Annotated in this window: 15 protein-coding genes; 7 read left to right on the plus strand and 8 right to left on the minus strand. The window is 27.4% G+C overall.

What is annotated here, in order from left to right:
* Positions 1 to 29 precede the first annotated feature (29 nt).
* From ACQY5W_RS10620 to ACQY5W_RS10640, 5 genes are all read left to right on the plus strand, one after another.
* Positions 30 to 230 (plus strand): hypothetical protein, encoded by a 201-nt coding sequence (locus ACQY5W_RS10620; protein WP_428024944.1) that lies wholly within the window; start codon positions 30 to 32, stop codon positions 228 to 230.
* Complete coding sequence (locus tag ACQY5W_RS10625; protein ID WP_428024945.1) at positions 220 to 432, plus strand: hypothetical protein; 213 nt, start codon at positions 220 to 222, stop codon at positions 430 to 432. Before ACQY5W_RS10620 ends, ACQY5W_RS10625 begins: the two co-directional genes overlap by 11 nt.
* Entirely contained in the window at positions 432 to 890 is a 459-nt protein-coding gene (locus ACQY5W_RS10630) for a type II secretion system protein (RefSeq protein ID WP_428024946.1), read from the plus strand. Before ACQY5W_RS10625 ends, ACQY5W_RS10630 begins: the two co-directional genes overlap by 1 nt.
* Positions 890 to 2,740 (plus strand): primosomal protein N', encoded by a 1,851-nt coding sequence (locus ACQY5W_RS10635; protein ID WP_428024947.1) that lies wholly within the window; start codon positions 890 to 892, stop codon positions 2,738 to 2,740. The genes ACQY5W_RS10630 and ACQY5W_RS10635 overlap by 1 nt, the downstream gene beginning before the upstream one ends.
* Before the next feature lie 66 nt (positions 2,741 to 2,806).
* On the plus strand, positions 2,807 to 3,994 hold the full coding sequence (locus tag ACQY5W_RS10640) for a tetrahydrodipicolinate N-succinyltransferase N-terminal domain-containing protein (protein ID WP_428024948.1): 1,188 nt from the start codon (positions 2,807 to 2,809) through the stop codon (positions 3,992 to 3,994).
* A gap of 72 nt (positions 3,995 to 4,066) precedes the next feature.
* Here the strand turns inward: ACQY5W_RS10640 and ACQY5W_RS10645 are convergent, their stop codons facing one another.
* From ACQY5W_RS10645 to ACQY5W_RS10675, 7 genes are all read right to left on the minus strand, one after another.
* Positions 4,067 to 5,893 (minus strand): GGDEF domain-containing protein, encoded by a 1,827-nt coding sequence (locus ACQY5W_RS10645; protein WP_428024949.1) that lies wholly within the window; start codon positions 5,891 to 5,893, stop codon positions 4,067 to 4,069.
* A 70-nt stretch (positions 5,894 to 5,963) separates the two neighbouring features.
* Positions 5,964 to 7,271 carry a murein hydrolase activator EnvC family protein gene (locus tag ACQY5W_RS10650; protein WP_428024950.1) on the minus strand — a complete coding sequence of 436 codons (1,308 nt, stop codon included), beginning with the start codon at positions 7,269 to 7,271 and terminating at the stop codon, positions 5,964 to 5,966.
* Entirely contained in the window at positions 7,264 to 8,082 is an 819-nt protein-coding gene (locus ACQY5W_RS10655; protein ID WP_428024951.1) for a cell division protein FtsX, read from the minus strand. The genes ACQY5W_RS10650 and ACQY5W_RS10655 overlap by 8 nt, the downstream gene beginning before the upstream one ends.
* Positions 8,069 to 8,731, minus strand: a complete 663-nt coding sequence (locus ACQY5W_RS10660; protein WP_428024952.1) for a cell division ATP-binding protein FtsE — start codon at positions 8,729 to 8,731, stop codon at positions 8,069 to 8,071. The genes ACQY5W_RS10655 and ACQY5W_RS10660 overlap by 14 nt, the downstream gene beginning before the upstream one ends.
* On the minus strand, positions 8,718 to 9,920 hold the full coding sequence (gene trmB, locus ACQY5W_RS10665; protein ID WP_428024953.1) for a tRNA (guanosine(46)-N7)-methyltransferase TrmB: 1,203 nt from the start codon (positions 9,918 to 9,920) through the stop codon (positions 8,718 to 8,720). Before trmB ends, ACQY5W_RS10660 begins: the two co-directional genes overlap by 14 nt.
* Position 9,921: 1 nt before the next feature.
* A complete protein-coding gene (locus ACQY5W_RS10670; RefSeq protein ID WP_428024954.1) occupies positions 9,922 to 11,196 on the minus strand; it encodes a fibronectin type III domain-containing protein in 1,275 nt (424 codons plus the stop codon).
* Positions 11,144 to 12,106, minus strand: a complete 963-nt coding sequence (locus ACQY5W_RS10675; protein ID WP_428024955.1) for an RluA family pseudouridine synthase — start codon at positions 12,104 to 12,106, stop codon at positions 11,144 to 11,146. The genes ACQY5W_RS10670 and ACQY5W_RS10675 overlap by 53 nt, the downstream gene beginning before the upstream one ends.
* A 19-nt stretch (positions 12,107 to 12,125) precedes the next feature.
* On the opposite strand from ACQY5W_RS10675, the gene ACQY5W_RS10680 reads away from it, so the two are divergent.
* A complete protein-coding gene (locus ACQY5W_RS10680) occupies positions 12,126 to 13,232 on the plus strand; it encodes an FtsW/RodA/SpoVE family cell cycle protein (RefSeq protein ID WP_428024956.1) in 1,107 nt (368 codons plus the stop codon).
* 138 nt (positions 13,233 to 13,370) lie between these two features.
* Entirely contained in the window at positions 13,371 to 13,895 is a 525-nt protein-coding gene (locus ACQY5W_RS10685; protein ID WP_428024957.1) for a hypothetical protein, read from the plus strand.
* Between the two features lie 28 nt (positions 13,896 to 13,923).
* On the opposite strand, the gene ACQY5W_RS10690 is transcribed toward ACQY5W_RS10685, so the two are convergent.
* Entirely contained in the window at positions 13,924 to 14,844 is a 921-nt protein-coding gene (locus ACQY5W_RS10690; protein WP_428024958.1) for a methylenetetrahydrofolate reductase, read from the minus strand.
* Positions 14,845 to 14,852: the final 8 nt, after the last annotated feature.

The raw sequence follows: 14,852 nt of genomic DNA on the forward strand, positions 1-14,852 counted from the left end.
TAGTTATAAAATTTGGATAAAATCTCACCATGGAAATAACAGAAAAGCTTAATATACAAATAGACAAACTATTACAAGATTATGAATTATTAAAATCAAAAAATCAGTATTTAACAATTGAGTTAGAAAAGTTAAAAAATAAAAATGATGAGTTAATAAGAAACAATCAAGATATGCTTTTAAAAATAGATAGCACTCTTACTTTGACAAAGGCGAGAAATGGGGAATAAAAAACTTACCTTTCATATTGATAATATGGCATATAGTATCAATGTAGATCCAAATTTAGAAAAAGAACTCACCAAGTTTTTATCACCAGATAGATCTCACACCACAAAAGAACTTTTATATGCTTATCTTTGTAAAGCACAAGAACATTACACTTTAAAAGAAGAGATTGAAGAAATCTCAAATAAACTTCCCCAACTTTGATGAAAAAAGCTTTTTCTTTACTTGAGATTATAGTTGTTATTTTAATTGTTGGGCTAATTGGTTCTTTTGCTGTAAACAAATTTTTTTATTCCTTGGAAAAATCAAACAAATTAAAAATAAAATCTGAAGTTGCACTTATCAATGAAGCTATTAATAAAGTATATTCAAATCAAGTTTTATTAGGTAATTCTGATTTTATTTTACAACGATTAGATGACGCATCTATAAATGGAGTTGATGAGTCACTTTTTATAGGTTATGATGAGTATATTTTACTTGATGAAGTTATTTTATCAACATCCTTAGAAAAAAAAGAATTTGGTAAATGGATAAAAATTTCTGATACTAATTATAAAGTGTATTTCTCAAAAGATAAGGTATTGGATTTTACTTTTGATATTAATGAAGCACTTTTTTCTTGTGATGAAAAAGATGATTTATGTAAAGAATTAATGTAATGTCTTATTATTATGAATTAGCACTTCTAAAATCCCCTTTAGATAATTTAACTTATTGTTGTGATGAAAAAATAGAGATTGGAACTTTAGTTGAAGTTTCTTTGCAAAGAAGAAAAGTACTATCAAAAGCTGTTGTAGTAAAAGAGGTTAAAAAACCTACTTTTAAATGTACCCCAATAGAAATAATAACAAATCAATATTATTCCAATGAGATGTTAAAAATAGCTTCTTTTACTTCTATGTATTATGTCTCTTCACTTGGGGAAGCCTTGTCATTATTTATCCCCTTTGATAGAGCTATTGAAAAAAATGAAGAAAATGAAAAATTTGAATCAAATATTGTGTTATCAAAAGAGCAAGAAGAAGCTTATGAATTTTGCTTAAAAAATAAGCAAGCACTACTTTTTGCAAATACAGGTGCAGGTAAAACAGAAATATATATTAAAACCATAGAAAAGCACTTAAATAATGGTAATCAAGCAATTTTACTTATGCCTGAAATCTCTTTAACTCCACAGATGCAAAAAAGATTGGAAAAGGTTTTTGAAGATAAGGTTGCAATTTGGCACTCTAAGATTACAAAAAAAAGAAAAGATGAAATAATAAAAAGGGTTTTATCAGGTGAAGTTAAATTAGTGGCAGGAGCAAGATCAGCACTTTTTTTACCCTTGGATAAATTGAGTTTGATTATTGTTGATGAAGAGCATGATGAGTCATACAAAAGTGATAGTAAACCAAGATACAACACAAAAGATTTAGCATTATATATTTCTAAAACTTTGGATATTCAAGCAATACTTGGAAGTGCTACACCTTCTTTAAATACTTATCATAAAGTTCCATACTATAGATTAAGTAAAACATACTTTGATACTAAAAAAAGTATTAATTATGATGATAGTACATCAAACTTAAGTCCTAAAATAGTAAATAAAATAAAAAGCACCATTGAGCAAAATCATCAAGTAATAATTTTCTTACCAACAAGAGCAAATTACAAATACCAAGTTTGTACAAGTTGCGGAAGTTCAGTTGAATGTCCTTTTTGTTCAGTATCTATGAGTTTACATAAAAATTCACTTGCTTTAAAATGTCATTATTGCGGATATACTCAACAAATACCTCAAACATGCCCTTCATGTAAAACAGGGGTTATTCATAATTTACGAGTTGGAACAGCACAAATAGAAGAGGAATTGAATTTTATTTTTCAAGATAAAATTATAAAAAGATTTGATAGGGATGAAGTTAAAACTGACAAAGAGTTACGTAAAATCTTAGAAGATTTTAACTCTAATAAAATTGATATTTTAGTTGGAACTCAAATGCTTTCAAAAGGGCATGATTATCACAATGTAAAGTTAGCTGTTGTACTTGGAATTGATTCCATATTAAAAATGAACTCTTATAAAGCAAGAGAGAGAGCACTTTCACTATTAATCCAAATTTCTGGAAGAAGTGGTAGAAAAGGTCAGGGTGAAGTTGTTGTACAAACACAAAATAGTGAATTTTTTAATTTTTATTTGGGGAATAGGGATTATAAAGAGTTTTTAGATGAAGAACTTACATTTAGAGAAGAGTTATATCCACCATATTATAAGTTAGCAAAAATACTTTTTGCCCATACAAACGGTTTAAAAGTAAAAGATGAGTTTGATAAATATACAAAAATACTTAAATCAAATGAAAATATAGAAGTTGTAGGTGCAAATCAATCTGCTATATTTAAGCTTGCAAATAAATATAGATATGAAATACTGATACGTTCTAAAAATGTAAAACCCCTATTGGAAGTATTGCATAGTATTAACTCACCCATGGTAAGTATTGATATGGATACTATTTATTAGATATTGTTTTATTTTCTCTTAGTATAGTTTATAGTATAATCGGCAAAATTTTACATAGGACAAAATATGATTTATACGGCAGATGAATTTAAAAAATTAGTTGAAGAGATTCAATCTCAAGATTGGTATAGAAATCCAATTGGATTTGGTATTGCAAGAGTTGATAGAGGTCAATTAAATCCAGACAAAATACTACAAGCTACATTCCCAGTTGTAAACTGGAATGAAAACTTTGGAAGTGCAGCTATATTTTTAAATGCTTTAAAAAAATCAGGTGCAGATGTTGATACATCAGGTTCAGAGTTAGTATGTAATGTTACAGATGAGTTCTTAACTTCTTGTATTGAAGCATTTAGACCTTTTAACCCAGAAGCAAAAGGTGATGCACATAGAAACGTACAAGTTATCTCATCACTTGCAACATTACCTTTAGATTCAGGACTTAGTGCAGATGATTTTAAAGTAGTATTTATATTTGAAGATACAAATCCTTTAACGGTTGAAGCTGTTTATTTAAAACTTTATGCACTATCACTTGGAAAAGCAAAATTAAGAAGTCTTAATCTAAATGGTGCATTTGGTGTTCTTGAAAACTGTGCATGGACTGGAAGCCAACCAATTGAATTAGAGTGGCTAAGAGCAAATGAAATTTCATTGAAAATCACTAATCAATATCCAGAAATCACAATGGTAGATAAATTTCCAAGATTTTTATCTCATGTAATTCCTGCAAACAATACTAGAATCCTAGAGACTTCAAAAGTTAGATTTGGTGCACAATTAGCAGCAGGAACAACTGTTATGCCAGGAGCTGCATATATTAACTTTAATGCAGGAACAGAAGGTGCTGTTATGGTTGAAGGAAGAATTTCATCAAGTGCAGTTGTTGGAGCTGGTTCTGATGTTGGTGGAGGAGCTTCTATTCTTGGTGTTTTATCTGGAACAGATGGTGTACCTGTTTCTATTGGTGAAAATACACTTCTTGGTGCAAACTCTTGTACAGGAACTGCTATTGGTGATGGTTGTATTCTTGATGCTGGTGTTACAATCTTACCAGGTACAAAAATTTCATTATCAGAAAAAGCAGTTGCTGCATTAAAAGAGATTAACCCAGATAAAGAGATTACTACAATTATGAAAGGTAGTGATTTTATTGGAGTTAATGGTGTACATTTTAGAGTAAATTCTCAAACTGGACAAACAGTTGCTATGAGAAGTACTAGAGAAGTAAAACTTAACTCTGACCTTCATTAGTTAAAATTACTAAATAAAAAAGGGATAAGTTTTATACTTATCCCTTTTTTTATGTTTGTTTAGAAAGTAAAGTTAAAATAACTCAACGCTAGTTTTGTGTTCTTTAGAAAATCTAACAACCTTATCTCTACCACTACTTTTTGCTTCATATAAAGCAATATCTGCATTTTTAATTACAGTATCAAATAGATTTGAATCATCTGGGTACATTGATAATCCTATACTTACAGTCTTTTTAATTATTGTACCTGCATATACATCTATTTCATTTTCTCTTACTTTAGCACCAATTTTATGTGCTATAGATAAGGCATTTTCTTCAGTATCTACACCTATTAGAAGTACCATAAACTCTTCACCACCATATCTAACTAAGATATCAGATTCTCTAACATTTTCTTCAAGAATTTTTGATAACTCTTTTAATACTTTATCCCCAACATCATGTCCATACTCATCATTAACAGCTTTAAAGTGATCCATATCTAACATAAGAAGACCAATTTTTTTCTTATCTCTTTTAATTTGAGGAAGAAGTTTTTTCAAGTGTTCATCTAAGAATTTTCTATTATAAAGCTGTGTTAATCCATCTTTAAATGCTGATTCCTCAAGGGCTTGCATTAGAAGTTTAACTTCCACTGCAGGTCTTGCTTCTTTTAAAAATCTATTTATAAAAAGACTTTTATTTTTTATCTCTTCTAACTCTTCTTTTGTATCTGTGACAAAATGAACGATTAGATAAAGGTTTTCAACAATATCAATATTTAGACAATAATAAAATTTATTTTTTTTATTAAAATAAGGACAACTTTCATGAAAGTCAATTGAGATAACATCGCTTTTTGTTCTTGCTGCTCTACAAAGGTGAGGATTATCTTTTATTGAGTCATGACAGTAAAGTGATTCTCCTACACTTATTATTTTTTGCATTTTTTGTTTTTTGATATCTATTTCAAAAAAAGTGAAATTTTTTAAATTGAATTTATTTTCAAATACTTGGGCAATTCTTGTATAAATCTCGCCTTTTGTATTATCCAATTCAACTTGTTTTTTAAATTGGTATAAATTTGATAAGTTATCAATAATATTTTTTGATTCATTTAATGGATTGGTATTTTGCGTACTTTTATCCCTATAACCAACAAAGCCTTGAAGTTTTGTATCTATATCCAATGAAGTATCTTTGAATATTGTAATTAAGTTATTGTAGTCCTCTGTTACTTGAACTACTTCTGTAGTAAGTCCTTCAGGGATATCAATATTTTCAAACTTTCCAACTTTTGCTTGATTTATATTTTCTGTTAATTTTGTATAAAGAGAAAGATATGGGTTAAAAACTTTTTTAGATAGTAAAAATATTCCAGCAACAGAAATAAATACAATAAGAAATATTATATAAATTGATTTGATTCCAATTTCTTTAAGTGTGCTAACATCTAAAACAACACTTATTACTCCTAGTGTTTCACCTATTTTACTTTTATGACAACGAATACAAGTTGTTGTAGTTTTATAAGGAACGGAAACTCTTACATCAGTGTGAATAAGAGCTTCTGTAATTTTATATTCAGTAATCCCTGTTCGTAAAACTTTTTTATCAATATCATCTTTGGGATTTTTAAAAGTAAGATTACCAAATTGTGTATTTATATTGCTACTTCTTGCTAGCCACAAGCTTTTAATATTTTTGATACTTGAAATAGATTTTAAAAATTCATCCATATTGGGGTTGTCAATGTGAAGGTCTAAACCATTTTTTATTACTTCAGAAATTGCTTCAGCATTTGATACCGATGATTTAATGGAAACAGTTCTTAAATTATAAAGAGAAATTGTAGTTATAAATATAGCAACTAAAATTAATAAGATTAAAAATTGAACAATTATATTTTTCTTCATACTCCACCCCTTTTGGAATGACTATTCTATTATATTATTTATTAAAAAAGTTATAATATATTAAGTTTTTTTAATAAAAAAGTTCTTCAGGGTTTATATATGCGTTATTTATAATTGCTTGAAAAGTAAGTGTTTCATCAACTCTTCCTACAACATAACCTTTTTTTATCCATTTTCCAACTTTTAGTGTTGGAGAAATTTGATCTAGATGAGAATATATTGTATGGAGACCGTTCTTATGTTGAATAATTACAACATTTTCTAACATTCCCGAATCTTGTTTTGAATATACAACTTTTCCATCTAAAACAGCAAAAACTTTGGCATCTGATTCATTTGTTTTTAATAAAATTGATTCATTAAATAGTTTTATTTTATAAACAGGGTCATAATATTTACCAAATTTTTTAACAATAGAGTAAGATTTTAGTGGAGCTATAGATTTTTCACCTCTATATCTGCTAATTTTTACACCTTTTGTAGATGAACCAAGAATTCTTACATCCAAATCAATATCTTCCGCATAATCTTTTTGAACTGATTCTTGAGTTTTTTCAATTTCATTTGAAGATTTAGCTTTAGAGGCAGCTTTTAATTCTTTCTCTTTTTCCCTTTGTCGTTTTAGAGCAATAAGTCTATTTCTTTTTTTCTTTTCTTCCTCTTCTAACTCTTTTTCTTTTAAAATATTTAAGTTAGAAAGTAAAGTTGTAAGAGAATTTTGTTTTTTGATAATATTTTTTAACTCTTCTTGGTAAAGTTTATGTTTATTTTCAATGGATGCCAATGACTCAGAGTGTTTATTAAGTAAATAGTTTAATATCTTTTTCTTTTTTTCTCTTTTTTCAATATAGACATTAAGTTTTTTTATTTCTCTTTCATTATCTATTTTATTTTGTGTTATTTGCATATATTGATTATCAATTTTTAGCATTTTATCTTTTGCTTCATTTGCTAAGATTTCATAAATTTCATTATCTGTTAACTCTTCAATAGAGTCTTTATTTGCCAATCTCATCGCAACAGCTGATGAATAATCTTCAATAATAGTATTAATAAGTTCTTCTTCATAATCTTTTTTCTGATTTTGTAGGATTTCAGCTTTTATGCTTAAGGTGGTTAGGTTTTTTTTAGAACCTTCTAATAGCTCTTTATGTTGGTCAATATCTTTAGTTACTAAATTTATTTCTGATTCCAATTTTTTAAGTTCTTCATTTTGGTCTCGAATTTGTTCAGCTAATGATTGGATTTGTTGTTCAGTTTTATTTTTTACATTTTTATTTTTATTTAGTATGCTTTCATTATTTTTGATTTTTTCATCAATAGAAGCTGCTTGAACAATAATAGCAATAAATAAAAATAAATATAGTAGTTTATGCATTTTTAATTTTATATCTAAAAAGTACTCCAAAAATTGTAACTACTGATATTCCAAAAGATAATAAAAATAGTTTTAAAACTTCTAATTCAACAAAAATCTTGGTGTTTAGAATTTCATTTAACTCAACAGGTAAAATCATATTTAGATTAAAAGCTACAAAAGCAAATAATCCTGCAGAAATTAAAAATGATAAAAAAGCTCCAAAAATAGCATGTCTAATTACAGGTGCTGCACTATATAAAATTGAAGCTCCATGTAGTTGAAAAATCATTATTCTTTCATTATGAGCAAAGAACCAAATTGTTACTTGCTTAGATAAAATAATTACGACAAATATTAGAGTTAAACCAAATAATACAATAATAATATTATTTATCATTAAAAGTAATAGATATATTTGATTATGATTTTTTGAAAATATCTCTATTCTTTTTATGTTTTTGTCATTTAAAAGTGATGCTCTGATTTTTTTTAGTTCAGTTGATGTTGGAAAAATATCTAGATGTATTTCATAAAAATGTGGTAATCTCTTGTTTAATAAATCAATAGAGCTTTCAGACAAAGCACTTTTTACATTATCAATGATGCTTTTATTAGATAGTGTATTTATTCTGTTTACTTTTATTCCAGCAATAGTATCAAAGTTCTCTTTTATTAAAGGTGTATGTGTAATTATAACTATTGAATAATCACTTGATATCTTTTTTTTATAATTATTCACTATATTATTAGTTATAAGATATATTGAAAAGGTTATTAACATAACTGTTAATGGTATAACAAAAGTAAGGGTATTTTTAAGAGACTTCATAAATTATACCATCCTCGATTGATAATTGTCTAAATCTAATACCAAAGTTTCTAGGAACTCGGTGAGTTACAACAACTACAGTAATACCAAGTTGTTCATTTGCACCTTTTAATAAATTCCAAACTACATCTGCAGAATAATCATCTAGGTTTCCTGTTGGTTCATCTGCAATTATTATTTTTGGGTTGTGTGCTAATGCACGTGCAACTGCAACTCTTTGTTGCTCTCCACCACTTAGTTCATTTGGATAATACCCTTTTCTATGGGAAAGTTTTACGTGATTTAAAAGCTTATTTGCTTGTTCTATTGAAATTTCGTGGGAATAACCATTTATTTTTAGTGGTAACATAATATTTTCTTCTATTGTCCACTCTTTGATTAATTTATAATCTTGAAATATTACACCAACATCTTTTCTAAGATTTCTAAGATTTTTATTTCCTATGTGTGCTAATTCAAAATTATCAATTAAAAAACTTCCATGTTTTAGAGGTATATCTCCATACATGGCTTTTATTAGGGTTGATTTACCACTACCACTGGCTCCACCAATAAAAATAAACTCTTTATGACCAATATGAAATGTACCTTTTTTTATAATAAACTTATTTTCATCATAAGCTAGATATATATTTTTAGCAGTTATCATTTTTAAATATCTCTTTCATCTTATTATGAGCTTGTATGTTACTACTTGTAGGAATAGGTGCTCCTTGATAGTAAGATATATCACCATTTTTGATTAATAAATATTTTGAAACAGGTCTATTAAAAGAGCCAAAAGTAGCTTGTATTAATCCTGAATTTTTTTCATTTTCAATTATAAAGATATCTTCAATATGAAAAAAGAAACCATCAAATATGACAGACTTTTTGGGTAACTTTTCAAAAGTTTTTAATAAATCAATTTTTTCATCAAAAGAGAAATCTGTTTCTGGTTCAATATCATCATCAATAGAATTTGAATACAATGTAACATCATAAATATTTTTATTTTGTCTTTTCCATCTATCTTCATATTTACTAGATATTGGTAAATCTTTATTTATATCAATCTCTATTTTTCCGCTACTAAGACTTGTTAATAATTCAACACAAAAATCAAAATATTTTCTACTATCTGTTCTTAGTTCTAATGTACCATTATATTTTAATACTCTTTTAGCTTCATAAATAAAATCAGTACTATAAACTCTTCTATGTGGTTTTTTATCCCATGGTATAGGAAAATGTACAAATATTTTACCTACAGAATTTGATTTAATAAATTCCATAAAAAGTCTGGCATCATAATTAACTGCTAAGATATTTTTGATACCTAAAATTTTTACTTGTTTTAACATTTGTTCAATAGAAGGAGTATGTATTTCTAATCCAATAAATTGAACATCTGGGTTATTTTTTGCCTGATAAAGTAGATGTCTTCCTGAACCAAATCCTATTTCGATTTGAATCTCTTTGTCTGTTTGAAATTCATTTACAAAGTATTCTATATCTTTAAGGTACTCTTTTTCTGGTTCTATTTTTTGAGAGAAGTTATTTGTATTTGAAAAAATTACTTGTGCATTGGTTGCACTTGAATAGCTGTTTAAAGCATCTTTTACAATTGTAACTGGAGTTACTCTTGTTGCCTTATCAACTTTTATCATCTTATTTTCATTGTTATCTTTTAAAGTAAGAAGAAACTCTTTATTTTGATTTTTAACACCTATTTTATATTCTGTTTTTTTAGGTTTATCACTATTGTTGTAAGACTTTGCTATAAAATTAAAATCAACACCATCAAAATTTGATGGCGTGATTAATTGCTTATTTTCACTAAATACAATGTGAGGCATATTATTTATCTAACAATTTAGGTAATACTAAAAGTGTTTCATTTGTTCTTTCCGAAACAATACCATTTTCATCAACTGCATCAATTGAGTATTGATATTCAACACCTCTTACAATATCTTTATCCTCAAATCTTAGATCAGTGATATTAGTATATTTCTCTTTTCTAACTTTAAAGAAGTTATCTTTTATAGTTTTATATACATTATAATATTTTGCTCTATTATCCCCTGGTTGCCAGTTTAATATTGCTTTTTCACCTTGAATTTGTGCAAGTGTTAAAATTGGTTTGTTTAATTTTGATAAAGTGATCCCCATTACAGGATTAATCTCTTTACTACTTTCTAAACCATCTTTATCAATAGTTGTTACCTTATAAAAATATCTTTTTCCATCTTCATTAATAAAGTCTTCAAAGGTAAAAGTATCATTATTTAATTGTTTTAATTCACTAAAAGAACCATCTGGTGATGTATTTCTATAAATTGTATATTTTACTGCATCAACTGAAGGAGAAGGTTCCCAATTAAGTGTTATTTTTTTTGGTTGATTGTTTGTTGCTGTTAAATTTTGAACACCAGCTGGTAAAGCTTTTGTTTGTGCTTTAACTATCTCACTATCAAGTGATGGAATATCTTGAAAAGTATAAGCAACAACTTTATATAAATAAACAACGTTGTCTTTTAAATCTGTATCGATATACTCAGCTTGTAATCTTCCATCCAAAGTTTTTAATTTTTCCCAATCTGAATCTTGAGGAGTAGATCTAAATACTTTATAATACTCAATTGACTCGTTTTGGTGTGGTCTCCAAATAATTTTTATCTGTCTAGGAAGATTTGAAATTGCTTGAATGAAAGCAATCGGTTCTGGCCTAGGCAGTGTCATTACTTGAAAAGTTTTTGTAGGTTTAGACTCTATGTCATTAACTGTACCACTAGAAAATGTATAAGCGTATTTTGTATTTGGTTCTAATCCAGTATCTAAAAAGTGAGATGTATATCTATTTTTGATAAAATTTACTAATTTAAGTTTAGTAGTTTCTTCATTTAAGTTTGCTCTATAAAGGTTATATCCAATAACTCTTGAGTCATCAACTTTTTGCCATTCAAAAGCAACTGAACTTATACCAGAGATTGTTCTAATAGAGTTTGAATCAATAACCTCTAATGTTTCATCAATTTTAGGTTTATTTCCTTCGCCAAAATTTTTAGTACTACATCCACTAATCAATGAAATTAAAAGCAGAGTTGATGTAATCTTTACCCAATTTTTCATTTACGGTCTCCATATTAAAGTTATTATTTAAAAATTCATTTATATCATTTGTGATATTTGCTTTAAAATTCATCTTCTCATTTGTAATAGGATGAATTAAATATAAGTTAAAAGCGTGTAGATAAAATCGATTTATTTTATTTAATTCGCCCTTAAATCCATATAAATTATCACCTAAGATATGACGATTGATACTATTTAGATGAACTCTAATTTGATGGGTTCTTCCAGTAAAAAGTTTACAACAAATAAGTTCATATTTTTCATTATTACTTAATTGAAGTTTTGCGAAAGCTGTTTTTGCATTTCTACCATCTGAAACTATTCCCATTTTTAATCTATTATTAGGATTTCGACCTATTGGTTTATCTATTATTATATTATCTTTCAATGGCATATCTATAATTGCTAAATAGTATCTTCCCATGGTTTTATCTTCAAGTTGCCGAGATAATCCAGCATGGGCTTCATTTGTTTTTGCAACAACCATTACTCCACTTGTACCTTTATCTAATCTATGTACAATACCATGTCTCTCTTCTCCACTAATTGTAGATAAAGATATCTTTTTTGATTTTAGCCAATCTACAAGTGTGACTTCTTTTACACTTGGTGCGCCATGAACAACTAAATCATAAGGTTTATTTATTACTAAAATATGTTCATCTTCATAGATTATTTCCACATCAAAGTTAACCTCATAATCTTTAGCTTCAATAGCTTCAGGAAGTTCTACTATTATCTTTTGATTTTCTTTTAATTTATAACCAGTTTTTGTGATGATTTTATCATCAACTTTAACATACTGTTTTTTTATTAGTTGTTCTATTTGATTTCTTGATTCTTCAAGTTGTTCAGATAAAAATTTATCCAGCCTTGATTCTTCTAAAACAATAAAGTTTTTATACATATTTTGATACTCTTTCACTATGAGATTTATTGACAAAAGAATTATTTCGCAATTTGATTATCCCTTGATAGTTTTTATTATACCATTAATAGTATTGTCTTATCATTTAGTGAGTGAGATAAATGAAACTTTAGCACAAAGACAATTAGGATATTTTACTTTGGCTATCTTTTTATTTTTAGGTGTATTTTTTTTACCCTTACGAAGAAACTTAAGAATTATTCCTTTTCTTTATTGGGTTGGGGTAGGACTTTTACTTGCAGTTGAATTTATAGGTGTAACCAAACTTGGTGCCCAAAGATGGCTTCAGATACCGGGTACTGGCATGACTATTCAACCCTCTGAGCTAATTAAACCTATATTTTTATTGATGATTGGATATTTAGTTAAAAATAGACCACCTCCTGCTGAAGGTTATAATTTAAAAGATTTTGTATATTTTTCCATATATATATTGATACCCTTTGTTTTAATTGCAAAAGAGCCTGATTTGGGAACAGCATTGATTTTAATATTAGTTGGATATGGAATTTTATTTATAATTGGTGTTAACTGGAGAATATGGGCAACAATTTTAGTTGTGCTAGCTACTATTTCACCTTTTATTTATACAAATTTAATAAAAGATTATCAAAAACAAAGAATTAAAGATTTTATTTCAGAAGAGCCAAGTTATCACGTACAACAATCAATTATTGCGATTGGTTCAGGTGGACTTACAGGAAAAGCTTCTGAAGAAGCAACACAAACACAATTGAAGTTTTTACCAATTGCAACAAGTGATTTTATTTTTGCATATTTAGTAGAACGACATGGTTATGTGGGAGCATTACTTCTTATAGTTATTTATATATTTTTGATATTGCATCTTCTGTCCATGAACTATTATTTTTCGGATGATTATGTGGTCAGGTGCTTTGCCTCTGGAATTGCGTTGTTAGTGTTTTTAAATATGAGTGTAAATATATTTATGGTTATAGGTTTTGCACCTGTTGTTGGATTACCATTGCCCTTAGTCTCCTATGGTGGTAGTTCTTTTATTAACTTTATTGTTATATTTGCTATTTTAGAAAATCTATTGGCTTTTAGATTTATGGATTTATATAACTTTGAGAGAAAACTTTAATATAAATTATAAATCTAAAAAGTCTCGAATTAATACTTCAAAATCATCTTAAAATTACTTTTGTATTATATAAATATAATATAAAATTAATTTAAATTATACTAATATTCTAAAAATTTACTAATAACAAGGAAAAAAATGAGAAAATTATTTATTTTAAGTAGTTTAGTTGCTCTATCTACATCAGTGATGGCGATGGATTTAGAGTATTTTATTGGTGCTGGAGCTGAGAGAGGTAGTATAAATGCTCATAGCTCATCAATTGGAAGTACAGATACAAAAGATACAGCATTGAAATTAAAAGCTGGTGTAATAATGGATAAAAATCATAGAATTTCAATATCTCGTGTAGGATATACTAAAAATGGACAAGATATTGACTTAACAGCATTAAATTATGACTATATTATTCCTTTTGAAAATAAATTTAGCCTATTAGTTGGTGCACATTTAGGAAAAGCAGAATACGACACAAATGGTTTTAATATGGATGGTGCAATGTATGGAGCACAAGCAGGTGCACTATATGACTTAACTTCTAATATTCAACTTGAAACAACTTTTGAGTATTCAAAATATAATGTTGATACTGATGTAAATGGTACAAAAATAGAATTAAAACATTCTACAGCACTTTATTTAGGATTTAACTATAAATTCTAATTGAAAGAAGAGGAAATTTTTCCTCTTCTTAATTTTCTTTCATTATTTTTTTTACTTCATAAAGTAATTCAATAGATGCTTCAATCTCTTCTTTTCTAATAGCAACACTTTCAACATTGCAACCAATTGGAATACCTCTATCTTTTCCAAAAGTATAAAGTTCTCTAAATATATCAATGCAAAGTTTCATAGAGTCATGTAATATATCTCCCGATGCTTTTAAATCTTCTTCTAAGTAGTTTGGAATACTAATTCCTAACCATTTCATAAAATCTAAAGTTTTTGAACTTCCACAAGGAGTTAGAGTGAAAATTATTGGTACAAGCTCTTTATTATTTTCTTTTGCATATTTTGCATAATCAGTTAAAAATATTTTTGAGGCTTCAAGGTTATAAACACATTGAGTTATAAAGTATTCACAAGAGTTATCTATTTTATTAAATACACGAATATGCTCATCATGTTTTATCATATGTCGTTCAGGTATACAAATTCCACCAAGACATAGATTATCATTAATCTCTTTTTTTAATTTGTATGCCCCTTGAAGAGTTAGTGGCTTTATTTGATTATGAGAAGCAGCACCAACAAATACAGAGTGTACTTGATTTTCTTTAGTTATTTCAAGCCAAGCTGGAAAAGTCTTTTCTGTGTAGTTTCCCACAGCTCTATAAACAACTCTTGGTATTTCTAAATCTTGTAAATAACTTCTTGAATATTCACATGGGTCAAAAGTTTTGATAAAAGGAAATGGCCTTTTTTCATCTGTTCTATCTGATTCATCTTGAATATCGTAAAGAACTAAGCCATCAATAGGAAGTTTAGAAATTCTTTCAATATGTTTAGCTGCTATTTCTTTTATCTCTTCTTCTGTATGTTTTATTTTTGGTGGTGTAATACCATAAAGTAGTATTCCACTTTGTTTATTTCGGATTTTATCAGTTAACATAATTCTCT

The sequence above is a fragment of the Arcobacter sp. genome, assembly GCF_050300555.1.
In the GTDB taxonomy this organism is placed as follows: Bacteria; Campylobacterota; Campylobacteria; order Campylobacterales; family Arcobacteraceae; genus Arcobacter.